A 22852-nucleotide genomic window follows, 5' to 3' on the forward strand; every position below is an offset into this window, starting at 1 on the left:
ACAAAAGAGCGTATCGTAGGCCGGGTAAGCGCAGCGTCACCCGGCATGTTCAGACAGGCTTAGTAGCCCATATTTTTCTTCTTCTCTAACTCTTCTTTCGCCGTGTCAGGCAGGTAGAGCGTGGATTTGGTGACCGTCACTTTCTCCGGCATCGTGCCGTCTTTCTTGAATTTCTCCAGCGCGTCGAATGCCGGGCCGGCCATGTTTGGCGTCAGCTCCACGCTGGCGTTGGCTTCGCCGTCGATCATCGCTTTGTAGATATCAGGCACGCCGTCGATAGAGCCGGTGAGGATATCTTTGCCCGGCTTCAGGCCCGCTTCTTTAATTGCCTGAATCGCACCGATCGCCATGTCATCGTTGTGGGCGTAAACCATGCAGATGTTCTTGCCGTTGTTTTCAGCCTTAATGAAGCTCTCCATCACCTCTTTACCTTTACTGCGGGTAAAGTCGCCGGACTGAGAGCGGATAATCTTGATGTTTGGCGCTTTCGCGATGGCTTCTGCAAAGCCTTTTTTACGGTCGATGGCCACGCTCGCCCCGACGGTGCCCTGCAGTTCAACAACGTTACACGGCTTGCCATCGACCTGTTTTATCAGCCAGTCGCCAATTAGCTGCCCTTCCAGCACGTTGTTGGCCGTCACGGTGGTCATATAGAGAGATTTGTCTTTGACGTCGATGGAACGATCGAGCAGGAAGACCGGGATTTCAGCGTCTTTCGCTTCCTTCAGGACGGGTTCCCAGCCGGTCGCCACGACGGGTGCAATAAAGATGGCATCCACGCCCTGGGCGATAAAGGAGCGCACGGCTTTGATCTGATTCTCTTGTTTTTGCTGACCATCGGCGATTTTCAGGGTAATGCCGCGTTTCTGAGCTTCGCTTTTCGCCACGTTGGTTTCTGCCGCTCGCCAGCCAGATTCAGAGCCGACCTGCGAAAAACCTACGGTTAAGGGAGCGGCCATCGCCATAGACGACATGGCTGCCGAAACTGCTGTGACAAGGAGTAAGCGCTTCCACATATGAACGTCCTCGTAGGGTGAGTTATTGTTGGTTAAAAGATGTTCTGCGGAATGACTATAGCCCATGAAATATGTAACGAATTGCGTTACATCACACTTCAGAAAAGTGAATAAAACGTTAATCACAAGTTTGTAATCGCTTTCATTTCTCCATGAAAAATGCGGCTGAGTTTATGGATTTTTCTGTCATGGAATCGGTCTGAAAAGTGGGAAGAACGTGGAGAGAAGGCGAAAACAGGCGGAGACATTCAGCGCGAGTTGGCTATAATACCTGCCACTTGTTTACCATCCATTTTAAAGGACACCGACATGAGCTTACTCAACGTCCCAGCGGGTAAAGAACTGCCAGAAGACATCTACGTAGTTATCGAAATCCCGGCTAACGCAGATCCGATCAAATACGAAGTGGACAAAGAGAGCGGCGCCCTGTTCGTAGACCGCTTCATGTCTACCGCGATGTTCTATCCGTGCAACTACGGTTACATCAACCACACCCTGTCTCTGGACGGTGACCCGGTTGACGTGCTGGTCCCAACGCCATACCCACTGCAGCCAGGCGCAGTGATTCGCTGCCGTCCCGTTGGCGTGCTGAAAATGACCGACGAATCCGGTGAAGATGCGAAGCTGGTTGCGGTACCGCACACCAAGCTGAGCAAAGAATACGATCACATCAAAGATGTGAACGACCTGCCAGAGCTGCTGAAAGCGCAGATCACTCACTTCTTCGAGCACTACAAAGACCTCGAAAAAGGCAAGTGGGTTAAAGTTGACGGCTGGGACAACGCAGAAGCAGCGAAAGCGGAAATCATCGCCTCTTTCGAGCGCGCTGCTAAGAAGTAATTCTTACTGCCAGACACAAAAAACAACGCCACCTTACGGTGGCGTTGTCGTTTTTCAGTACTGGTCTCTGTCTAACCAGTTACCGCTTACGATCCGCGTTAACCCGTCGACTGGACGCTGGTAGACATACATCCACGCGCTTCCGTACGGCGTCTGGATCAACTGGCGTGCGTATTCACCGCCCCTGGTGCGCAAGGCATCAAGTTCGGCAAGCGTCGCGTTATCAATACGATAAACTTCACCGTGTACTGTTCCTTCGCCCGGAACCGCGCCTGGATAGTGGCCCAGGCTGTACAACTGGTAGTTCTCGATATTGTAATTCCCCAGTAGCTGGGCATTGGTCATCCAGTGACTGTTGCCTTGCCTGGTTCGTAAACTGCCGTAGACAAATATTCGCATTGCTAAAACTCAAACTGATAGAGCAGATCAAGTGCCTGGTCTACGCCGGACACTGCTTCCAGATATAGCTTAGGCATCAGGCGATAGCGTAACGTGAGTGTTGCCAGTGAGTCAAAGATCCCCACACCATATTTTACCTGCAGACCCGGCAGTACATAGCCGCTGACCACCACCTGCGAGGAGTCACCCACGCCCTGGGTGTCCAGCGCCAGATTGCTTACGCCGAACGTCTCGCCGATTTTACCCACAACCTGCCCACTTTGTGCAACCCCCAGCCCCACTAACATCGAAGTCATCGCCGCGCTGTCGCTCTGACCGCTGTCGAGACCTTGACCACGCAGCAGGTAAGAGAGGGCTTCCTGCTGGGACATCGCCGGGTCAGAGAAGATCTCCGCCTTCGGTTCGTCGGCGGAACCGGTGACGCGTACCCCGGCAATGACGTCGTTTTCCGTCGCTTCCGGGTTACGAATCGCTTCGATGTTCAGCAGCGGTTGATCCGGTGGACCGGAGAACAGCAGCTCGCCTTTACGGACAATCAGATCCTGACCATAGGCGTGGAATCGCCCTTCAGGGATATTGATCTGCCCGTTCAGGCCAAGCCCTTGTTTATCCTGCGCCACCTTCAGGTCGCCCGTAAGCCTCGCCTTCAGCCCAAACGCCTCCAACCGCACGTTATTCCCCACGTGCACGATAAGGTTACTATTAATCGGTATGCCCGCGCTCTTCTGTTCGACCGGTTTCAGATTTTCATTGAGCATAACTTCATCACTTGAGACGCCGACCGCACTTTCCGGCACGTCGTGAACCACGATGCGCGCCCACGGCACGTCAACGCGACCGTCAAGCGTGAAGAGGCTTGGCGTGGCTTCAAAGACCACATCAGGCGAGACGTCCAGTCGCACCATCGGCGGTACGGTGATGCGCACCTTACTGCCCTTCGCGGCAATACGGGCGCGCCAGTTGTCGAGCTGGCTCCAGTCCGCGTCGCCGCTCAGGTTGATTTGCCCCTGCTGCGTCAGTACCGATCCGCTCAGCGTCGAGCTCATGCCGTTGAAGTTCATCGCGATCTGGCTGGGCTGCATGTCAAACGGCATAAAGTTGCCGTCAATATCCACGCCGCTGAGGCGCAGCTGGCCGAACAGCTGAGGGCTTTGCGCGTTGCCCGCCAGGCGCAGGTTGGCGTTCACCATGCCCTCGGCTTTTTCCCCGCGCGCGAAAATCGGGTTCACCATCGCCAGGTTGAAGTTACGGATAGTGACGTTGCCGCCCAGATTTCGCCGTCCCTGTGGGTCGGTAATTTGAACCTTGCCGTCAAACTGACCGTTGTTGGTGAGACGAATCAGCCAGCCCAGCTCCGCACGGTTGTTATGCAGGTCTGCGCTCAGGTTCAGGGTGTCGAAGGCCACCGGCAGCGGCGCGTCATTCACCTCCTGCGTCACCTTCACGTTACGCCCGGACAGCGTGACGCTACCCTGCGGCAGCCCCTCTTTGGTGGTGTCCCAGGCGACATCGGCTTTTCCGCTGAAGACGCCGCTGGCCTGGGTAGTATCCGGCATAAACGGTTTCAGCATCGCCAGATCGAAGCGGTTGAGGTTGATCTGCGCGCGTCCTTCCGCGCCCGCATCGATGGTCTGCGGCACGCACAGTTCCGCATTCGGGTTGGTCCAGCAGTGCGGCCCAATGCTGATCTTCTGCTCGGCGTTGCGGTAGTCCAGCGCGATGGCGCGCGACAGCGCCAGCGGCCCGACCGGCGTGTTGAAACGGGTGTTATCCAGCGTCCCTTTCCAGCGCTCCTCTTTGCGGTCGAAGCTGCCGGTCAGGTGAAGCTGGCCGGAGACCGGCTCGCCCTGCACGCGCAGCTGCAGGTCGTGCTGCTTCTCGTTCCCTTTCGCGTCCAGGGTGACCAGGCTGATGTTGACGTCCGGCTGAGAAATGCGCTCCACGCGCAGGTTCAGGTTTCCGCCGATCTGGTCAGTGGATTTCACATCCCCTTCCACGCGAACGCGGGCAACGCTCAGCGCCTGCCAGCGCAGGTTATTGGCGGTAATGTCAGCCAGTAGCTGCGGCGCGTCTACCGTGCCGCGCACCTTCAGGAGCCCCTTCGCCGTACCGCCCAGGCCCGGCAGGGCGTTATCCAGATTCGGCGCGTCGATGGTGGCGTCCAGATTGAGATCTTTCACCCCCAGCTCGCCTTTGATATCCGCCGTGTTGCGGCCCAGCGCCACGTGCAGACCCGGGATAACCCACTGCAGGTAGCTGTTGCCTTTCACCGAGCCTTCAACGTTTACCTTGTTCTGCTTCACGTTCCCGGTGAGCTTGATCTCCGGCACGTCCATCTGCCACGTGCCGCCGTACAGGCTGCCGCGGGTTTTGATCAGGCCATCCAGCTTCGACGGCCAGTCCGGCACCTCTTTGGCGGTGTTAATGCCCGTCAGCTTCAGCTCACCGCGCCAGCTGATCGCCTGCTGCCAGTCGAGCAGCGCGGTCAGCTCGGTTTTGCCTTCCAGCGCCGCGACGGTCAGCTTGTCGAGGTTAACCTGCTGTTCGTTGCCCTTCGCATCCAGGGTGATGTTCGCGGGCGGCACGCCCTGCCCCTTCACTGCGGTGCGGAACGAGAGCGTATAGTCGGTCATCTTGCCGCTCAGCTTCAGCTTCAGGTCATCGGCCTGGTACTGTTTTTCGCCGGTGAATGGCCAGTAAAGCTGCTTGCTGACCACCTCAAGATTGAGCGGCAGCCCGGCTTCCGCCAGCTGGGTTTGCGCACGCAGGACCATGTCTACCGGGCCGGAGAGATTGACCCCGACGTCCAGCTTCTCGCGCAGCGCCCCGCCTACTTTGACCTTCACCTTCTCGCCTTTGAGCGGGTCAATGTTCAGGGCGCTATTCAGCGTGATATCCACCGGCCAGTTGTCGCGCAGCAGGGCGTTACCTGACGCGTTCACCGAGCCCTGATTGGTGTCGATATCCAGCGCGTCGAGCTTCATGTTGCCGTCAATGCTGCTGACTTTCAGCAGCATGTTATAGACCGTCAGGTCGGTATCGCCTGTCAGGCGCAGCTGCTCGCCTTTGAACTCTTCAATATTGAGGTTCAGCGGCAGATGCACATCGGTCATTTCCGGCAGGACAGGCTTCGAGAAGAGGTCTTTCAGCGTTTCGCCCAGCGGCTTCTCTTCCGGCTGCGGGTTCTGGATCTTCGGCTCGACGATCTCTTCCTGCGCCACGTCGGCCACTTTCGGCAGCGCGATCAGCAAGCCCTGCAGGGAGGTTGGCGTCAGGGTGAGGTTTTTCTCCTGCCAGCGCAGGCCGGAGCTGAAATCCATCACGGACACGGTGGTGTCGTCGATTTTGACATTGACGTTATCAAGCGCCACCCGATAAAGCGCGATAGGGTACGGCGTGGAGAGATTCAGCGGACCGCTGTCCTCTTCCTCTACCGGCGCAGACTTCGGCATTTTCTTCGAATCTATCGCCACGTTGACGTCTTTTAGCGACAAGTCGTTGACGCAGAGCTTGCTGTCACGCAGACAGCCCAGCTTCACCGCCAGGTGAAACTCCCCGGCGTTCACCGCCACGCCCGGCTGCTCATAGCGGATGTTCTTCAGGCGCAGGTCGCGCCAGCCGCCCGTCACCTGGCCAATCTCCAGCCCCGGCACCCAGCGGTTCGCGGCGTTAAACAGCAGATGCAGCCCGGTCGTCGTTCCTACCAGAAACGCCACCGTACCGAGCAGCAGCACGATAAAAATCAGCACCCCGAGGCTTATCTTCTTCCATAAACTCATAATTCAGGCCCCAGACCGATGTAAAACTGTAATCCGTGTTCTTCTTTGTCGCCCACCGGCACGGCGAAATCGAGCTTAATGGGCCCGACGGGTGACTGCCAGCGTACGCCGACGCCCGCGCCGGTTTTAAAATCGCTGCGGCGGATATCGCTCACCGCTTCGCCGCCGTCGACGAACATGGCGCCCCACCATTTTCCGCTGACGTTGTACTGGTACTCCAGCGAGCCGGTAGCCAGCTTAGAGGCACCGATCAGCTTGCCGTCATCGTCCTTAGGCGCGATGGATTTGTATTTATAGCCACGGATGCTGCGATCGCCCCCGGCGAAGAAGCGCAGGTCCGGCGGGACCTTGTCGAAGTCGCCGGTTTCAATCCAGCCGAGGTTGCCGCGCACCACAAAGCGGTGTTTGTCATACAGCGTGCGGATCCAGACGTTCTGCGCCTGAATCACCGAGAAATCCACGTCGGAACCCCACATGGTGTTGGAGTAATCGATAGAGTAACGCTGGGAATCGCCCCAGGTCGGCATCAGGCCGCCGCGCGAGCGGGTGCGGCTGATCATCACCCCAGGATAGAGCAGCATGGTGGTGTTGGTGACGTTGGCCTGGGTAAAGTGATCCAGGCTCCAGCGCAGGTTGATGGCGCGCTGCCAGCCGCTGGAGAGATCCCAGTAACGCGACACGGCAAGCGTGGTGGAATCGGACTCGGTATCGTTCAGGTCGGTGCGCTTAAAGCCCCCCTGAACCAGGTAATATTGCTCAAGCGGATTTTTCAGCAGCGGCATTTTATAGCTGAAATCGAGCTGCTGTTCCGGGGCGGAAATGCTGGCGCTGGTGGTCAGGCTATGGCCGTAGGAGTTCATCCACGGCTTTTTCCAGGTGGCCTTCACGCGCGGGCCAACGTCCGTCGAATAGCCCACACCGGTTTCTATGGTGTTCTCGGTGCGCGGCGAAACAACGCCGTGCAGCGGCAACACCTTGGTTTTGCGAGACTTATCAAATTCAGGGGCGACAACCACGGAGTTAAACCAGCCGGTGGCTGAGAGCCGTCGGTTCAGCTCTCCCAGGTCGCTCGACTGGTAGTAATCCCCTTTTTTAAAGGGCACGAGGTTTTGCAGGTACTCTTCACGAATTTGCGACCCTTCGAACGTCACGTCGCCAAAGCGGTAGCGTTCTCCGCTGTCGTAGTCGATATCCCAGAAGGCCTGACGTCGCGCCAGCGCAATGCCCAGCTGGCTTTTATTGAACTGGCTGTCAAAGTAGCCCTTACGCAGGGAAACGCTGGTCAGCTCTTTTTTGAAGTGGTCGTAGTCACCGTGGTTGAGCACGGTGCCGATTTTCGGCCGCGTGCTGAGCAGGTCCAGGTAATCCCGGTCGGTACGCGCCCCGCCGCGCAGGATGACGTTGGTGCCGCCAATCAGCACCGGCTCGCCCGGCGAAACGCGGGCAATAAGCACCTGGCGCCCCTTCTTTGGGGGCGGGCGGAGATCGAAATCAATGGTGGGTTCGTAATACCCTAGCGCTTTTAGTCCTTCACGGATGGCATCATCGACGCGCGCGCGGAAACGCCGGTCCGGCGTCACCTCATCACTCTGGATGGTCGATAGCTGCGCACGCACGTTTTTTTGTAGCGCCCCGGATAACCCCTCAACCTGCAAACGGACATTCGCCGCGCTGGCAATCCCGCTTGTCAGCAACAGACTGACTAAACATAACTGGCGGATTTTTGTCACGTTTTCTCCTGAATATCCCTGTTTCCACCCTGGAAGCAAATGAAGTGCCGCTCCGCGGCAAAATACGGCCTGTTGGCCAAAAACCCGAATCTCGGGTTGAAAATGGGTGTAACACCCAAATATTTCTTATGATTAAATCTAGACTCATTCAGCGCATTTATTGTGTTCAATTAAACGCGCCGTGACAACCTTAACCGAAACATCGCACCCCGGGAGGCCCCACCGTGAGTTTATTCGACAAAAAGCATCTGGTTTCACAAGCTGATGCATTACCGGGACGCAACACCCCTATGCCTGTGGCGACTTTACACGCCGTCAATGGCCATTCCATGACTAACGTTCCTGATGGCATGGAAATCGCCCTGTTCGCTATGGGCTGCTTCTGGGGCGTTGAGCGCCTCTTCTGGCAGCTGCCTGGCGTTTACAGCACGGCAGCCGGCTACACGGGCGGTTACACGCCGAATCCAACCTACCGCGAAGTCTGCTCCGGCGAAACCGGCCATGCGGAAGCGGTACGCGTAGTGTACGACCCGACGGTAATCAGCTACGAACAGCTCCTGCAGGTCTTCTGGGAAAACCACGACCCGGCGCAGGGCATGCGTCAGGGCAACGACCACGGCACGCAGTACCGCTCGGCTATCTATCCGCTCACCCCTGAGCAGGATGCCGCCGCGCGCGCCAGCCTTGAGCGTTTCCAGCAGGCCATGCGTGAAGCGGGCGATACGCGCGAGGTGACCACGGAAATCACCACCGCGAAACCGTTCTACTACGCCGAGGACGATCACCAGCAGTATCTGCATAAAAACCCGTACGGCTACTGCGGAATCGGAGGTATCGGCGTCTGCCTGCCGCCACAGCTGGCCTGATTATCAGCCGTTAGATCGTCGCCCGTACCGGGCAGCACCCGCTGTCCGGTCTGTTTTATGTAAAAATGTGACCTCTGGCAGATTTACATCTCTTTACGCTATACTAGCCGCTGAAATAATCGGCTCAACGCTACGAGCTGATGTTCAATGTGTTTCCACACAAATGGTATCAACTCCCCTTCTGAGGATCTGGCGAGAAGCCGGATAAACTATGTTAAACAGTATTTTAGTAATACTTTGTCTGATTGCCGTCAGTGCATTTTTCTCGATATCCGAGATCTCGCTGGCCGCGTCCCGTAAAATCAAACTGAAGCTGCTCGCCGACGAGGGCAACATCAACGCCTCTCGCATTCTCAAAATGCAGGAAAACCCCGGTACGTTCTTTACCGTGGTGCAAATTGGTCTGAACGCGGTGGCTATCCTGGGCGGTATCGTGGGCGATGCGGCGTTTTCCCCGGCGTTTTATAGCCTCTTTGCGCAGTACATGTCCGCAGAACTGGCCGAACAGCTGAGCTTTATCCTCTCCTTCTCGCTGGTGACCGGGCTGTTCATCCTCTTCGCCGACCTGACCCCGAAACGCATCGGTATGATTGCGCCAGAAGCCGTGGCTTTGCGTATCATCAACCCGATGCGCTTCTGCCTGTTTGTGTTCCGCCCGCTGGTGTGGTTCTTCAACGGCCTGGCAAACGTCATTTTCCGCATCTTTAAGCTGCCGATGGTGCGTAAAGACGACATCACCTCTGACGACATTTATGCGGTCGTGGAAGCCGGCGCGCTGGCCGGGGTGCTGCGCAAGCAGGAACACGAGCTGATTGAGAACGTATTCGAACTGGAATCCCGTACCGTGCCCTCTTCCATGACGGGCCGTGAAAGCATTATCTGGTTCGATTTACATGAAGATGAGCAGAGCCTGAAGAACAAAGTGGCGCAGCATCCGCACTCCAAGTTCCTGGTCTGTAATGAAGATATTGACCACATCATCGGTTACGTCGACTCCAAAGACCTGCTGAACCGCGTGCTGGCGAACCAGAGCCTGGCGCTGAACAGCGGCGTGCAAATCCGCAATACCCTGATTGTGCCGGACACCCTGACGCTCTCCGAAGCGCTGGAAAGCTTCAAAACCGCCGGGGAAGACTTCGCGGTGATCATGAACGAATACGCGCTGGTGGTGGGTATTATCACCCTCAACGACGTCATGACCACGCTGATGGGCGACCTGGTAGGCCAGGGGCTGGAAGAGCAGATTGTTCAGCGTGACGATAATTCATGGCTGATTGATGGCGGCACGCCAATTGAAGACGTGATGCGCGTGCTGGATATCGACGAGTTCCCGCAGTCCGGAAACTACGAGACCATCGGCGGCTTTATGATGTTTATGCTGCGTAAGATCCCGAAACGTACCGACTCGGTGAAGTTCTCCGGCTACAAGTTTGAAGTGGTGGATATTGATAACTACCGCATCGACCAGCTGCTGGTGACGCGCATCGACAACAAACCGACCGTACTGGTGCCGAAGCTGCCGGATGCGGAAGAGAAGGTGTCGGCGTAAGGTTCCTGTCCCCACAAACATCAACGGCTCCCATCGGGAGCCGTTTTTTTAACTACTGCATAGCACGTTGGTTAAGCCATCTCAGTTTGCAGACGCATAACCTGACGGTTGACTTCGGACATCACAGACAGGTGCTGTTTGTCCTTCACTTTTGGGACAAGGATTTTGCCCTTATCAAACTCAAAAGCGCCAACATCCTTGATATACAACCGTCCACGGAACAGGATCTTCACGTACTTCGCCACCTGAAGCGGGTTGTAGCGTTGGAAAATTTTCATTCTTGTATCTCCTGCGAATCATACGCTCTTGCGGTGCCACAATCGGCCCGACTGTCCTGAGCGCAAATTTTAATGCCCAATGACTATAGACCAGAACTACGGTGTTACCCAGTGTGCATAAGTTTATTTACCGTTTGATTACAATTATTCAGAATAATCTTTGCAAAGCGTGACTGAGCGCAGTATAAGCCGTCGTTTTTTCATGGATATGTGCGTTCACCCGCAAAGTGGCATTGGGATTGCGGGAAAACCACATTGATCGCACTTATCATTAAAAGTGCATGACCAAGTGGTCGGATCACCTGCAAACAATAAGGAAACGCCATGACCCTACGTACTATCCTTGCAGCAGCCTGCCTGCTGCTGCCCCTGTGGGCGAGTGCTCACAACATTGAAAAAGGACAACGTGTACCGCCAGTCGGCATTGCTGACCGGGGAGAATTGATTCTCGACAATGATAAGTTTAGCTATAAAGCCTGGAATAGCGCGCAGCTCGCGGGCAAAGTGAGAGTTGTACAACATATTGCCGGTCGTACATCTGCAAAAGAGAAAAATGCCAACCTGGTGGAGGCGATCAAGGCGGCAAAATTCCCACACGATCGTTACCAGACCACCACGATCGTGAATACCGATGACGCCATTCCGGGCTCCGGGATGTTTGTGCGTTCAAGCCTTGAGAGCAATAAAAAGCTCTACCCATGGTCGCAGTTTATCGTCGACAGCAACGGCGTCACCCGTAAGGCCTGGCAGCTGGAGGAAGAGAGCTCTGCGATTGTCGTGCTGGATAAGAACGGCCGCGTACAGTGGGTGAAAGACGGGGCGCTAACCCAGGAAGAAGTGCAGCAGGTTGTCGACCTGCTGCATAAGCTGCTGGCTCAATAAAGAGAGACGCGGAAGCCGGGGTTGAGGAAGGATTCGCGCGGGGTGTAGTCCAGCGGCTTGCCCTGCCAGTCATGAACGTGCGCCCCGGCGGCCGCAGCCACGGCGTGCCCGGCGGCGGTATCCCAGACGTTCGTCGGCCCAAAGCGGGGATAGAGCTGCGCCTGTCCTTCCGCCACCAGGCAGAATTTCAGCGATGAGCCAATCGAGGTGGTCTGGTGTTCACCCAGCTGCTGCAGATACTCCTGCAGCTCGCTGTCGCTGTGCGAGCGGCTAATCACCACCAGCGGCGGACGCGCGTCGCGCACCTGGATCTGCTTGCGCACGCCGCACTCTTCCTTCCACGCCTTCCCTTCTGCAGCACTGTACATCACCTTCATCACCGGCGCGTAGACCACGCCCAGCACCGCTTTACCCTTCTCAATCAGGGCGATATTGACGGTGAATTCACCGTTGCGCTTGATGAACTCTTTTGTCCCGTCCAGGGGGTCCACCAGCCAGTAGCGCTGCCAGTGCTGGCGCTCTTCCCAGCTTTGCGGCGCTTCTTCTGACAGGACGGGGATGTCCGGCGTTAAGGCCTGTAACCCTTTCAGGATCACCTTATGCGCCGCGATATCTGCCGCCGTGACCGGAGAGTCGTCCGCTTTGCTGACAACCTCCATGGGTTTACTACCGTCATACACCTGCATGATGGCATCCCCCGCATCCCGTGCGAGCTGACAAATTTTATCTAGCATTTTCCACCTCTTTGTTAACGCAGTGAGGTTAACTCTTTGTTTTAGTTATATCGTAATGTGAACAATTCCGCTATCTGTGAAGCAATTCCGGTTTCAGGTTGCTTTTTTCTGTCAGGATTCACATTTATGTAAGCAACACGTTATAGATACATACTCTTTTGTGGCCTGGATCGAAAAAAGGACTCTTCTGATGATTAAGTTTAGCGCAACGCTCCTGGCGACGCTGATTGCGGCGAGCGTGCAGGCAGCGACGGTCGATTTACGTATTCTGGAAACGACCGATCTGCACAGCAACATGATGGATTTCGATTACTACAAAGATACCCCGACGGAAAAATTCGGGCTGGTACGCACGGCGAGTTTGATCAATGCGGCGCGTGGCGAAGTGAAAAATAGCGTGCTGGTCGATAACGGCGATCTCATTCAGGGCAGTCCGCTCGGGGACTACATGGCGACCAGGGGGCTGAAAAAAGGCGAGATCCATCCTGTTTATAAAGCGATGAACACCCTGGACTATACCGTCGGTAACCTCGGCAACCATGAATTCAACTACGGTCTGACATACCTGCATGATGCCCTGGCAGGCGCAAAATTCCCGTACGTTAACGCCAATATCATCGACGTTAAGACCCAAAAGCCGCTTTTTACGCCTTACCTGATTAAAGAGACTGAGGTTGTCGATCAGGACGGGAAAAAACAGACGCTGAAAATCGGCTATATCGGTTTTGTCCCGCCGCAGATCATGACGTGGGATAAGGCCAACCTCGACGGTAAGGTAACCGTTAACGACATCACCGAAACCGCACGTAAATACGTGCCGGAAATGCGCGAAAAAGGCGCCGATCTGGTGGTCGTTGTCGCCCACTCGGGCCTCTCCGCCGATCCGTACCAGGCCATGGCAGAAAACTCCGTTTACTACCTGAGTGAGGTCCCGGGCGTCGATGCGATCCTGTTCGGTCACGCCCACGCGGTCTTCCCGGGCAAAGACTTTGCCAGCATTAAAGGGGCGGATATTGAGAAAGGGACGCTCAACGGCGTGCCGTCGGTGATGCCGGGCATGTGGGGCGACCATCTTGGCGTGGTGGATCTGGTGCTGAATAACGACGGCGGCCGCTGGAAGGTCACGCAGTCAAAAGCCGAAGCGCGCCCAATTTACGACGCTGCGGCGAAAAAATCGCTGGCGGCGGAAGATAAAAAACTGGTCGACGTGCTGAAGCACGATCACGACGCCACGCGCGAATTCGTCAGCAAGCCGATCGGCAAATCCGCCGACAACATGTACAGCTTCCTGGCGCTGGTGCAGGACGATCCGACCGTCCAGGTGGTCAACATGGCGCAGAAAGCCTATGCCGAACACTTTGTGCAGGGCGATCCGGATCTGGCGAAACTGCCGGTACTCTCAGCCGCAGCGCCATTCAAAGTGGGCGGGCGTAAGAATGACCCGGCAAGCTATGTGGAGGTCGAAAAGGGCCAGCTCACCTTCCGTAATGCCGCCGATCTCTATCTCTACCCGAATACGCTGGTGGTGGTTAAAGCCACCGGGAAAGAGGTAAAAGAGTGGCTGGAGTGTTCTGCCGGACAGTTTAACCAGATTGACCCACACAGCAGCAAGCCGCAGTCGCTGATTAACTGGGACGGCTTCCGCACCTACAACTTCGACGTGATCGACGGCGTGAACTACCAGATTGACGTCACCCAGCCGGCGAAATATGACGGCGAGTGTCAGGCGATCAACCCGCAGGCGGAGCGCATTAAAAACCTGACCTTCAACGGCAAGGCGATCGACCCGAATGCCACTTTCCTGGTGGTGACCAATAACTACCGTGCCTACGGCGGTAAGTTTGCCGGTACGGGAGATGGCCACATCGCCTTTGCCTCGCCGGACGAGAACCGCTCTGTGCTGGCGGCGTGGATCAGCGCGGAGTCGAAAAAGGCCGGCGAAATTCATCCGGCGGTGGATAACAACTGGCGTCTGGCGCCGATCCACAGCGATACGCCGCTGGATATCCGTTTCGAAACGTCACCGTCCGAGAAGGCAGCCGCGTTTATTAAGGAGAAGGCGCAGTATCCGATGAAACAGGTCGCGACGGATGATATTGGGTTCGCGATTTATCACCTGGATTTAAGTAAGTAGCGGCGATTGTGCCGGGTGGCGCTTCGCTTACCCGGCCTACGGGATGGAAGATTATGGGTAGGCCGGGTAAGGCGAAGCCGCCACCCGGCTTTTACGCCGCGCGATCGTCCCGATTCGCCATCACCTTCGGCGTATTCACCTCAATCCAGTCCGCCAGCGCGGCGACTTTCTCGCTGACCTCGATCCCCATCGGGGTCAGGCTATACTCTACGTGCGGCGGCACAACCGGGTACGATACGCGATCGACAAACCCGTCCTGCTCCAGCGCCTGAAGCGACTGGGACAGCATCTTTTCGCTCACCCCGCCCATTTTACGGCGCAGATCGCTAAAGCGATGCGTTCCCTGGCGCAGCGCCAGCAGAATCAGTACCCCCCAGCGGCTGGTAACGTGTTTGAGCACCTCTCGTGAAGGGCACTGTTCCGCGAAGAGATTGCCATCGCGCAATTGTTCGCTGAGCGTCGGTATCGTTGTTTTCATACTTACCTTTTTGTACGTACTTACTAAAAGTTAGTTATGGTGCTAGTGTGCCACAACACCAGACAAACACGAAGGAGATTCATCATGATCGCGATTACCGGCGCCACCGGCCAGCTTGGCCATCTCGTTATCGAACAGCTGTTGAAAAGCGTACCGGCTAACCAGATTGTGGCTATCGTACGTAACCCGGCAAAAGCTGAAGCCTTAAGCCAGCAGGGAATTGTGGTGCGTCAGGCGGACTACACGGATGAAGCCGCATTCACCGCCGCGCTGAACGGCGTGGATAAGCTGCTGCTGATCTCGTCCAGCGAAGTCGGCCAGCGCGCGATCCAGCACCAGAACGTGATTAACGCCGCCAAAGCGGCAGGGGTGAAATTTATCGCCTATACCAGCCTGCTGCATGCGGATACCTCGCCGCTCGGTCTGCACGTTGAACACGTTGCCACTGAAAAAGCGCTGGCGGCGTCAGGCATTCCTTATGCCCTGCTGCGCAACGGCTGGTATACCGAAAACTATCTGGCGAGCGCGCCGCCTGCGCTGGAACACGGCGTGTTTATTGGTGCGGCAGGCGAAGGCAAAATTGCCTCTGCCACCCGCGCAGACTATGCCGCGGCGGCAGCGAAAGTGATTGCTGAAGAGGGCCATGCGGGCAAGGTGTATGAACTGGCGGGCGACCACGGCTGGACGCTGAGCGAACTGGCGGCTGAACTGAGCAAACAGAGCGGAAAGCCGGTCACCTACCAGAATCTCAGCGAAGCGGATTTTGCTGCCGCGCTGAAGAGCGCCGGCCTGCCTGCCGGTCTGGCCGATATGCTGGCGGACTCCGATATCGGGGCCTCCAAAGGCGGGCTCTTTGACGACAGCCATACGCTGAGCAAACTGATCGGGCGCCCAACCACTACGCTGGCGGAGAGCATTAAAGCCATCCTGTAATTGTTACGGGATGGTTATTTTTTGTGGCATCCCCTCGGGTCATCTTTGATAATGAAAAGATGACCCACAAGGAGGCTCACCGTGCAAGGCGTACCGGAACAGTTTAATGATGAAAGAGACAGCGCGCGCTTTCGCCATCTGGCGCAGCTGCCGGGCCTGGAGCTGTATCACGCGCATATTTCTGACTACGCCTTTGAGCCTCACACCCATGAAGCCTTCGGCATCGGCACGATTGAAACCGGTGCCGAACGCTTTCGCTATCGCGGCAGCCAGCATCTCGCGGCGGAGAAATCCGTCGTTACCATGAACCCGGACGAGATCCACACCGGCGAATCCGCCACCGAGGGCGGCTGGCGCTACCGGATGGTCTATATCGAACCCGATCTGCTGGAAGAGGTGACCGGCCTCCGACACTGGTGGTTCAGCGACGTGACCCGTCATGATCCGTTGCGCTCACAGCAAATCGGCAGGCTTATTTACGGCTTGTGGCACACGGACGATCCGCTTGCGCAAAAAGGTTTACTGCTGGATCTGATTGAGACCTTCCAGCCGTTTGCCCACCACGCGCAAAGGGTTCAGGAAGGCGCGCACCGCTTCGAACGGGTACGCGAGTACCTGCACGACAACTATATGCGCGCCATGACGCTGGACGAGCTGGCCAGCGTCGTCTCGCTCAGCCCGTATCATTTCCAGCGCCAGTTCAAAGCCCATTTTCACGTGACGCCGCATCAGATGCTGATGGCCATTCGACTCTGGCGCGCCAAAGCGTTTCTCACCCACGGCATGCCCGCCGCAGAGGTTGCCGCCGCAACCGGGCTGACCGATCAGTCACATCTGACACGCGCGTTTACCCACCGCTACGGCATTACGCCCGTGCGCTACCAGAAGCAGGTTACACGGCGCTAATGCGCAATCTCATACAATACGCGCGCATTCGCCCCTCCTACACTGACTACAGCGTAAATACCTGTGGATGGAAAAATGATTAGTGGAGTGTTGTATGCCCTGCTGGCCGGGATGATGTGGGGACTGATTTTTGTCGGCCCGCTGATCGTGCCCGAGTATCCGGCAATATTACAGTCGACCGGACGTTATCTGGCGCTGGGGCTGATTGCCCTGCCCCTGGCGTGGCTGGGACGCGCGCGCTTGCGCCAGCTCAGCCGTCAGGACTGGGGGACCGCACTGGCGCTGACCATGATGGGCAATCTTATCTATTACGTTTGCCTCGCGAGTGCCATTCAGCGTACCGGTGCGCCGGTATCGACCATGATTATCGGCACGCTGCCGGTCGTCATCCCCGTCTTTGCTAACCTGCTCTACAGCCAGCGCGATGGTAAACTGGCGTGGTCAAAAATGGCCCCGGCGCTGGTCTGCACCGCCCTGGGGCTGATATGCGTTAATATTGCCGAGCTGCGCCATGGGCAGGGCGATGTTGACCTGTGGCGGTACGGTTCTGGCATTCTGCTGGCGTTCATTTCCGTGGCGTGCTGGGCATGGTATGCCCTGCGCAACGCGCGCTGGCTGCGTGAGAACCCGGACAAGCACCCGATGATGTGGGCGACGGCGCAGGCGCTGGTCACGCTGCCCGTATCCGTCGTGGGGTATCTCGGCGCATGCCTCTGGCTGGGCCATCAGCAGCCGGACTTCGCCCAGCCCTTCGGGCCAAGACCGTGGGTGTTTATCGGCCTGATGGTGGCGATCGCGGTGCTGTGCTCATGGGTGGGCGCGCTGTGCTGGAACATTGCCAGCCAGAAGCTGCCGACGGTGATCTTAGGGCCGCTGATTGTCTTCGAAACCCTGGCCGGACTGCTTTATACCTTCCTGATGCGCCAGAGCGTGCCGCCGCTGTTCACGGCCTGCGGGATCGTGCTGCTGGTTGTGGGGGTAGTGATGGCGGTGAGAGCGAAGCCGGAAAAACCGAGGGTCGTTCCGGCGTCGGAGGTGTGATATTTGCCGGGTGGCGGCTCCGCCTTACCCGGCCTACAAGGAGCCGTTTCGTAGGCCGGGTAAGCGCCAGCGCCACCCGGCATGATGTTAAAACGTTTCCCAGTTTGCTTCAGACGCCGCCGCGACAGGCTGCGCTTTTGGCACATAGGTTTTCACCGGCGCCGCTTTGACCGCCTGGTTGCGGGTGATTTTGAACACCGCCACCGCTTCGTTCAGACGCGCAGCCTGATCTTCCAGCGCCGCCGCTGCGGCCGCAGACTCCTCAACCAGCGAGGCGTTCTGCTGGGTCACGCGGTCCATCTCGGCTACCGCCTGGCCCACCTGGTCGATACCGCGGCTCTGCTCGTCAGAGGCCGAAGCAATTTCGCCCATAATGTCGGTGACGCGGGTAACCGCATTGACGATCTCAGCCATCGTCTCCCCGGCTTCGTTAACCAGCTGAGAGCCCGCGTTCACGCGTTCGCCGGAATCATCGATCAGCGCTTTGATCTCTTTCGCCGCCTGAGCGCTGCGCTGGGCAAGGGTACGCACTTCCCCTGCAACCACCGCAAAGCCACGGCCCTGCTCGCCTGCACGGGCCGCTTCCACCGCCGCGTTCAGCGCCAGAATATTCGTCTGGAAGGCAATACCGTCGATCACGTTGGTAATTTGCGCGATTTTGCTGGAACTGGTGGCGATTTCATCCATTGTCCGCACGACGCCTTCCACCACGTGACCGCCCTTCTTCGCCGTTGAGGAGGCATCCAGCGCCAGACGGGAAGCCTGACGCGCGTTATCGGCGTTCTGCTTCACGGTTGCCGTCAGCTGCTCCATGCTGGCTGCCGTCTCTTCCAGAGACGCGGCCTGCTGCTCGGTACGGGAAGAGAGATCGTTACTGCCTGCGGAGATTTCGCCTGCACCGGTGTAAATGGTATCTGCGCCTTCACGCACTACGCCCACGGTGTTCGCCAGCGAAGTTTGCATCTCCTGCACGTTGCGCGCCAGGATGGCCATTTCATTTTTTCCGTCGGCCTGAATCGGCTGGGTGAGATCGCCTGCCGCAATGGCGCGAATATGGTTGATCACCTCTTCCAGCGGCAGCAGCAGCACGCGGCGCATCGCAATCCAGCTGGAGATAATCACCACGATCACCAGCAGCATGACCGCAGAGAGGATCCACAGGATGCGTTTGTAATCACTTTCGTTATCCTGAATGCCTTTATCCGTGAGCGCGGCCTGCGCTTCACGCCATTCACGATAAACCGTCTGCATCGCATTCTGTTTTTGTTCGGCATTCTGCTTGAACATATCTTCCAGATTGCCCTGGCTCAGCAGAACATTCATTTGCGTCAGCGTTGCAGAGTAAATGCGGTACTGCTCTTCGAGTTGGTTGGTCAGGTTCTCATCCAGGCCTGGCGTATTCGGCAAGGCATAGTATTTATCGTAATGAACCTGGGCTTCAGTCAGCAGATTTTTCGCCGTGGTCACCAGCTCATTCAGCTGACCGCCGTTAATTTGCGAGGCCATGCTGCTTTGCAGGCGCAGCATCCCGCGGTTCAGGGTGACGCGCGCCTGGTTCAGACTGATCCACGCATCGGTAAACTCCGCCACGTTCTTGCTGGAGAGCTGCGACACGGTAAAGTTGTCTTTATCGTTATTCAGGGCGTTGATAAAGATACCGGCGGAAATCACTTGCATGATGCCGAGCACAAGCAGCACCGAAATCAGAAGGGTAATGACTTTTATACGTTTAAACATGCGTTGCCTTTGTTATATGCAGGTTTGTCTGACGTGGATATATCGGCAGGTGCAGCGGGTTGTTTACTGTTTCTCCACCTTTAAAAAGTTTCGAAACCACTTTCCTGAACCCATTCAGAGAGTTAAATCGGATATTTTTTTGTGATCTGCATCTCACTTTTACCCGTCCCTCTAAAGGGTTATAGCGTCGTTTATAAGATGCATTTAATATGCATCTTATATTATTGATGATGAGGTAACTGCTATGGCCTTTCGCGACCAACCCCTGGGCGAGCTGGCGCTCTCCATTCCTCGCGCTTCTGCGCTTTTTCGCAAATACGATATAGACTACTGCTGCGGCGGTAAGCAAACCCTGGCACGGGCGGCCTTACGCAAAGAGCTGAACGTTGAGGTGATTGAAGCCGAGCTGACGAAGCTGGCCGAACAGCCCGTCGACAAAGACTGGCGAACCGCTCCGCTCGCGGAAATCATCGACCACATCATCGTGCGTTACCATGACCGTCACCGTGAACAGCTGCCGGAGTTGATCCTGCAGGCGACCAAAGTCGAGCGCGTGCATGCCGACAAACCTTCCGTTCCGCGCGGTCTGGCGAAATACCTGACCCTGCTGCACGAAGAGCTTTCCAGCCACATGATGAAAGAAGAGCAGATCCTCTTCCCGATGATTAAACAGGGAATGGGAAGCCAGGCGATGGGGCCCATCAGCGTGATGGAAAGAGAGCATGATGACGCGGGCGAACTGCTGGAAGTGATCAAACACACCACCCACAACGTCACGCCGCCGCCAGAAGCGTGCACAACGTGGAAAGCGATGTACAACGGCATTAACGAGATGATTGACGACCTGATGGAACACATCAGCCTTGAGAACAACGTTCTGTTCCCGCGGGCATTAGCGGGGGAATAAAAAAGCCCGGTGGCGCTAGCGCTTACCGGGCCTGCAAGGTCCTCGAACGTAGGCCGGGTAAACGTCAGCGCCACCCGGCAACATGCTTAACGCATGCCAGCCATCCGTTTCTTACCGATAAACATCCAGCCCAGCCCCAGCGCGATAAACCACAGCGGCGTGACGATCAGCGCCTGACGGGTATCATCTTCCAGCGTCAGCAGAACCAGCACGAAGACGAAGAACGCCATGCATACCCAGCACATCAGCTTGCCCAGCGGCATCTTGTAGATCGATTTTTCATGCAGGTGTGGGCGCTGTTTGCGGTACACCAGATAGGAACAGAGGATGATGGTCCAGACGAACATAAACAGGATCGCTGAGACCGTGGTAATCATGGTGAACGCGCCAATCACGCTTGGGTTTACGTAGAGCATCACCACGCCGCCCAGCAGGCACATGCAGGAGAAGGTCAGCCCTTTCGCAGGTACCGCACGCTTAGACAGCTTGGCGAACGCGCTCGGCGCCACGCCTTCCTGCGCCAGACCAAACAGCATACGGCTGGTTGAGAACACGCCGCTGTTCGCGGAAGACGCCGCTGAGGTCAGCACCACGAAGTTAATCAGGCTCGCCGCCGCAGGCAGCCCCACCAGCACGAACAGCTCAACGAACGGGCTCTTGCTTGGCACCACCGAGCTCCACGGCGTCACGGACATAATGATGATCAGCGCGAAGACGTAGAACATGATGATACGCACCGGAATGGAGTTGATGGCGCGCGGGAGAGATTTCTCCGGATCTTTGGTTTCCGCAGCGGTCGTTCCGACAAGCTCAATCCCTACAAACGCGAACACCGCAATCTGGAAGCCAGCAAAGAAGCCGCTAATGCCTTTCGGGAACCAGCCTCCATCATTCCACAGATGGGTAAACGACGCCTGAACGCCGGTTGGTGACTGGAAGTGGGTGAGCACCATCACCAGGCCCACCACGATGAGCCCGACAATGGCCACGATTTTGATCATCGCGAACCAGAACTCCATCTCACCGAACATTTTAACGGTGGCAAGGTTCAGGCTCAGCAGCAGAACAATAACCGCCAGCGAGGCCACCCAGTCCGACAGCCCGGGGAACCAGAACTGCGCATAGGCGGTTATCGCCACGACGTCCGCCATACCGGTCACGACCCAGCAGAACCAGTAGGTCCAGCCGGTGAAATAGCCCGCCCATGGCCCGAGCAGGTCTGAAGCGAAGTCGCTGAAGGATTTGTATTCGAGGTTCGAGAGCAGCAGCTCACCCATTGCACGCATCACGAAGAACAGCATAAAACCGATAATCATATACACGAATATGATTGACGGTCCGGCGAGACTGATGGTTTTGCCTGACCCCATAAACAGCCCGGTACCGATGGCACCCCCAATGGCAATGAGCTGAATATGACGATTTGTGAGATTGCGCCGTAGCGACTGTTCAGACGACGCCTCTTCGCCGGCGACGACTTTGACCTGATCTACCATGTGATATTTTCCTGTTTATGCCTGTCTGTGTTGTTAAGGCTCTTCTGGCCTTTAAATACGTCAAAAAATGACGTTCCCCGTGTAAGGGCTAATCGATATTAGGTAAGAATCGGCGGGATGAACACTATGATTTAGATATTATGTTAACAATATGTTGAAAGTGAGTGTCATATCACTCATACAGCGCGAAACAGTTCACAAAAATACACGCAACAGTTTCGTTTGCAAGATAAAATATTGATTACGTCGTAACTATAGGTTTTAACACTGCTTTCCCCTCCCCAACCGGGGAGAGGAAATAAGAAAAGTCGATTACAGAATTTCCAGCAGCTCGACTTCAAATACCAGGGTGCTGAATGGCGGGATGGACGCGCCAGCGCCACGTTCGCCGTAAGCCAGGTTATGCGGGATAGTCAGTTCCCATTTGGAACCGACTGGCATCAGGGTCAGCGCTTCGATCCAGCCCGCGATAACGCCGTTCACCGGGAACTCAGCCGGTTCGCCGCGCGCGATGGAGCTGTCGAAGACGGTACCGTCGATCAGTTTACCGGTGTAGTGGACGCGAACGTGGTCGGTACGCGCCGGGATTGCGCCGTCGCCCTGATTGATCACGCGGAACTGCAGACCGGACTCGGTGCTGTTCACGCCTTCACGCTCACGGTTCTCTTCGAGATATTTCACACCTTCGGCTGCCATCTCTTCAAAGCGCGCACGACGCACGGCGTCAGCACGTTCGTGGATTTCACGCAGCGCACGGTGTACGACATCGACCGGAACGGCAGGCTGTTTGCCTTCCAGCGCGTCAGCGATACCCGCCACCAGCGCTTCTGGTAACAGACCTTCCAGGCCGGATTCGCTCAGTTGCTGTCCTACCTGCAAGCCGATACCGTAACTTGCCTGCGCTTCGATAGTGTCAAAAGTCGGGGTGGTCATGGGTTTTCCTTCCATCACATTTAAAGTAGCGGGCAGCATATCAGCCATGCCCTTATGGGTAAAACTTTGTCTGAAGTTAAGGTGACAAACCGCGACGAAACAGAAACAATAGAGAGAACCAGGATTAATCCCGAACTGATGTCACGGATGTCGGGTTTGCTACGTCGTTCAGGCAGTTAGCAAACTATACTTCGGAGCACAGGATAAAAAAGAC

19 protein-coding genes are annotated in these 22852 nt (G+C 56.5%); 9 read left to right on the forward strand and 10 right to left on the reverse strand.

The genetic code is table 11. From position 1 onward, the window contains the following. Window positions 1-59: 59 nt before the first annotated feature. Window positions 60-1016, reverse strand: coding sequence for a galactofuranose ABC transporter substrate-binding protein YtfQ (gene ytfQ, locus PI91_RS01940; RefSeq protein ID WP_021240696.1), 957 nt, complete (start codon window positions 1014-1016; stop codon window positions 60-62). A 309-nt stretch (window positions 1017-1325) separates the two neighbouring features. Here ytfQ and ppa point away from each other — a divergent pair, with 309 nt between their 5' ends. Continuing rightward, a complete protein-coding gene (gene ppa, locus PI91_RS01945; RefSeq protein WP_008501423.1) occupies window positions 1326-1856 on the forward strand; it encodes an inorganic diphosphatase in 531 nt (176 codons plus the stop codon). Window positions 1857-1910: 54 nt separating this feature from the next. Here ppa and PI91_RS01950 read toward each other — a convergent pair whose 3' ends face one another. From PI91_RS01950 to tamA, 3 genes are read right to left on the reverse strand one after another with little or no spacing between them, the layout of a single operon-like run. Continuing rightward, entirely contained in the window at window positions 1911-2255 is a 345-nt protein-coding gene (locus PI91_RS01950) for a gamma-glutamylcyclotransferase (protein WP_039265352.1), read from the reverse strand. A gap of 2 nt (window positions 2256-2257) precedes the next feature. Next, window positions 2258-6034, reverse strand: coding sequence for an autotransporter assembly complex protein TamB (gene tamB, locus PI91_RS01955; RefSeq protein WP_039265353.1), 3777 nt, complete (start codon window positions 6032-6034; stop codon window positions 2258-2260). Beyond that, the gene (gene tamA / locus PI91_RS01960; protein ID WP_008501426.1) at window positions 6031-7764 is read right to left on the reverse strand and encodes an autotransporter assembly complex protein TamA; all 1734 of its coding nucleotides are present in this window, start codon (window positions 7762-7764) and stop codon (window positions 6031-6033) included. Before tamA ends, tamB begins: the two co-directional genes overlap by 4 nt. Before the next feature lie 224 nt (window positions 7765-7988). On the opposite strand from tamA, the gene msrA reads away from it, so the two are divergent. Continuing rightward, window positions 7989-8630: a peptide-methionine (S)-S-oxide reductase MsrA gene (gene msrA / locus PI91_RS01965; protein ID WP_008501428.1), complete on the forward strand. Its 642-nt coding sequence runs from the start codon at window positions 7989-7991 to the stop codon at window positions 8628-8630. Window positions 8631-8841: 211 nt separating this feature from the next. Continuing rightward, the gene (locus tag PI91_RS01970) at window positions 8842-10179 is read left to right on the forward strand and encodes a hemolysin family protein (protein ID WP_008501429.1); all 1338 of its coding nucleotides are present in this window, start codon (window positions 8842-8844) and stop codon (window positions 10177-10179) included. Between the two features lie 71 nt (window positions 10180-10250). Here PI91_RS01970 and PI91_RS01975 read toward each other — a convergent pair whose 3' ends face one another. Further along, on the reverse strand, window positions 10251-10457 hold the full coding sequence (locus PI91_RS01975) for a DUF1107 domain-containing protein (RefSeq protein ID WP_008501430.1): 207 nt from the start codon (window positions 10455-10457) through the stop codon (window positions 10251-10253). Window positions 10458-10781: 324 nt separating this feature from the next. Between PI91_RS01975 and PI91_RS01980 the strand changes: the two genes are divergently transcribed. After that, complete coding sequence (locus PI91_RS01980) at window positions 10782-11339, forward strand: YtfJ family protein (RefSeq protein ID WP_023326561.1); 558 nt, start codon at window positions 10782-10784, stop codon at window positions 11337-11339. On the opposite strand, the gene cysQ is transcribed toward PI91_RS01980, so the two are convergent. Next, entirely contained in the window at window positions 11333-12073 is a 741-nt protein-coding gene (cysQ, locus tag PI91_RS01985; protein ID WP_008501432.1) for a 3'(2'),5'-bisphosphate nucleotidase CysQ, read from the reverse strand. The two genes, PI91_RS01980 and cysQ, sit on opposite strands and share 7 nt — an antisense overlap. 190 nt (window positions 12074-12263) lie before the next feature. Between cysQ and PI91_RS01990 the strand changes: the two genes are divergently transcribed. Continuing rightward, a complete protein-coding gene (locus PI91_RS01990) occupies window positions 12264-14207 on the forward strand; it encodes a bifunctional 2',3'-cyclic-nucleotide 2'-phosphodiesterase/3'-nucleotidase (protein WP_032655227.1) in 1944 nt (647 codons plus the stop codon). Between the two features lie 91 nt (window positions 14208-14298). Here the strand turns inward: PI91_RS01990 and PI91_RS01995 are convergent, their stop codons facing one another. After that, window positions 14299-14685: a helix-turn-helix domain-containing protein gene (locus tag PI91_RS01995; protein WP_008502885.1), complete on the reverse strand. Its 387-nt coding sequence runs from the start codon at window positions 14683-14685 to the stop codon at window positions 14299-14301. Window positions 14686-14769: 84 nt separating this feature from the next. Between PI91_RS01995 and PI91_RS02000 the strand changes: the two genes are divergently transcribed. The 3 genes from PI91_RS02000 to PI91_RS02010 all read left to right on the forward strand — a co-directional run bounded on the left by PI91_RS02000 (window position 14770) and on the right by PI91_RS02010 (window position 17565). Next, entirely contained in the window at window positions 14770-15618 is an 849-nt protein-coding gene (locus PI91_RS02000) for an SDR family oxidoreductase (protein WP_039265354.1), read from the forward strand. A gap of 81 nt (window positions 15619-15699) precedes the next feature. Next, on the forward strand, window positions 15700-16524 hold the full coding sequence (locus PI91_RS02005) for an AraC family transcriptional regulator (protein ID WP_039265355.1): 825 nt from the start codon (window positions 15700-15702) through the stop codon (window positions 16522-16524). A gap of 75 nt (window positions 16525-16599) precedes the next feature. After that, window positions 16600-17565: a DMT family transporter gene (locus PI91_RS02010; RefSeq protein ID WP_023326558.1), complete on the forward strand. Its 966-nt coding sequence runs from the start codon at window positions 16600-16602 to the stop codon at window positions 17563-17565. Between the two features lie 87 nt (window positions 17566-17652). Here PI91_RS02010 and PI91_RS02015 read toward each other — a convergent pair whose 3' ends face one another. Beyond that, window positions 17653-19302 (reverse strand): methyl-accepting chemotaxis protein, encoded by a 1650-nt coding sequence (locus PI91_RS02015; RefSeq protein WP_039265356.1) that lies wholly within the window; start codon window positions 19300-19302, stop codon window positions 17653-17655. Window positions 19303-19546: 244 nt separating this feature from the next. On the opposite strand from PI91_RS02015, the gene ytfE reads away from it, so the two are divergent. Further along, the gene (gene ytfE, locus PI91_RS02020; RefSeq protein ID WP_039265357.1) at window positions 19547-20209 is read left to right on the forward strand and encodes an iron-sulfur cluster repair protein YtfE; all 663 of its coding nucleotides are present in this window, start codon (window positions 19547-19549) and stop codon (window positions 20207-20209) included. An 86-nt stretch (window positions 20210-20295) separates the two neighbouring features. On the opposite strand, the gene cycA is transcribed toward ytfE, so the two are convergent. Then, on the reverse strand, window positions 20296-21705 hold the full coding sequence (gene cycA / locus PI91_RS02025; protein ID WP_039265358.1) for a D-serine/D-alanine/glycine transporter: 1410 nt from the start codon (window positions 21703-21705) through the stop codon (window positions 20296-20298). A 312-nt stretch (window positions 21706-22017) separates the two neighbouring features. Beyond that, a complete protein-coding gene (gene fklB, locus PI91_RS02030) occupies window positions 22018-22638 on the reverse strand; it encodes an FKBP-type peptidyl-prolyl cis-trans isomerase (RefSeq protein ID WP_039265359.1) in 621 nt (206 codons plus the stop codon). Between the last annotated feature and the right edge of the window lie 214 nt (window positions 22639-22852).

Source organism: Enterobacter sp. FB, from assembly GCF_000805795.1.
GTDB classification, from domain to species: domain Bacteria; phylum Pseudomonadota; class Gammaproteobacteria; order Enterobacterales; family Enterobacteriaceae; genus Enterobacter; species Enterobacter roggenkampii.

Excerpts from the sequence above, each read along its gene's own strand:
- ytfQ (WP_021240696.1), bottom strand. The coding sequence starts at position 1,016 with ATGTGGAAGCGCTTACTCCTTGTCACAGCAGTTTCGGCAGCCATGTCG.
- ppa (WP_008501423.1), top strand. The coding sequence starts at position 1,326 with ATGAGCTTACTCAACGTCCCAGCGGGTAAAGAACTGCCAGAAGACATC.
- PI91_RS01950 (WP_039265352.1), bottom strand. The coding sequence starts at position 2,255 with ATGCGAATATTTGTCTACGGCAGTTTACGAACCAGGCAAGGCAACAGT.
- tamB (WP_039265353.1), bottom strand. The coding sequence starts at position 6,034 with ATGAGTTTATGGAAGAAGATAAGCCTCGGGGTGCTGATTTTTATCGTG.
- PI91_RS01970 (WP_008501429.1), top strand. The coding sequence starts at position 8,842 with ATGTTAAACAGTATTTTAGTAATACTTTGTCTGATTGCCGTCAGTGCA.
- PI91_RS01975 (WP_008501430.1), bottom strand. The coding sequence starts at position 10,457 with ATGAAAATTTTCCAACGCTACAACCCGCTTCAGGTGGCGAAGTACGTG.
- PI91_RS01980 (WP_023326561.1), top strand. The coding sequence starts at position 10,782 with ATGACCCTACGTACTATCCTTGCAGCAGCCTGCCTGCTGCTGCCCCTG.
- cysQ (WP_008501432.1), bottom strand. The coding sequence starts at position 12,073 with ATGCTAGATAAAATTTGTCAGCTCGCACGGGATGCGGGGGATGCCATC.
- PI91_RS01990 (WP_032655227.1), top strand. The coding sequence starts at position 12,264 with ATGATTAAGTTTAGCGCAACGCTCCTGGCGACGCTGATTGCGGCGAGC.
- PI91_RS01995 (WP_008502885.1), bottom strand. The coding sequence starts at position 14,685 with ATGAAAACAACGATACCGACGCTCAGCGAACAATTGCGCGATGGCAAT.
- PI91_RS02000 (WP_039265354.1), top strand. The coding sequence starts at position 14,770 with ATGATCGCGATTACCGGCGCCACCGGCCAGCTTGGCCATCTCGTTATC.
- PI91_RS02010 (WP_023326558.1), top strand. The coding sequence starts at position 16,600 with ATGATTAGTGGAGTGTTGTATGCCCTGCTGGCCGGGATGATGTGGGGA.
- PI91_RS02015 (WP_039265356.1), bottom strand. The coding sequence starts at position 19,302 with ATGTTTAAACGTATAAAAGTCATTACCCTTCTGATTTCGGTGCTGCTT.
- ytfE (WP_039265357.1), top strand. The coding sequence starts at position 19,547 with ATGGCCTTTCGCGACCAACCCCTGGGCGAGCTGGCGCTCTCCATTCCT.
- cycA (WP_039265358.1), bottom strand. The coding sequence starts at position 21,705 with ATGGTAGATCAGGTCAAAGTCGTCGCCGGCGAAGAGGCGTCGTCTGAA.
- fklB (WP_039265359.1), bottom strand. The coding sequence starts at position 22,638 with ATGACCACCCCGACTTTTGACACTATCGAAGCGCAGGCAAGTTACGGT.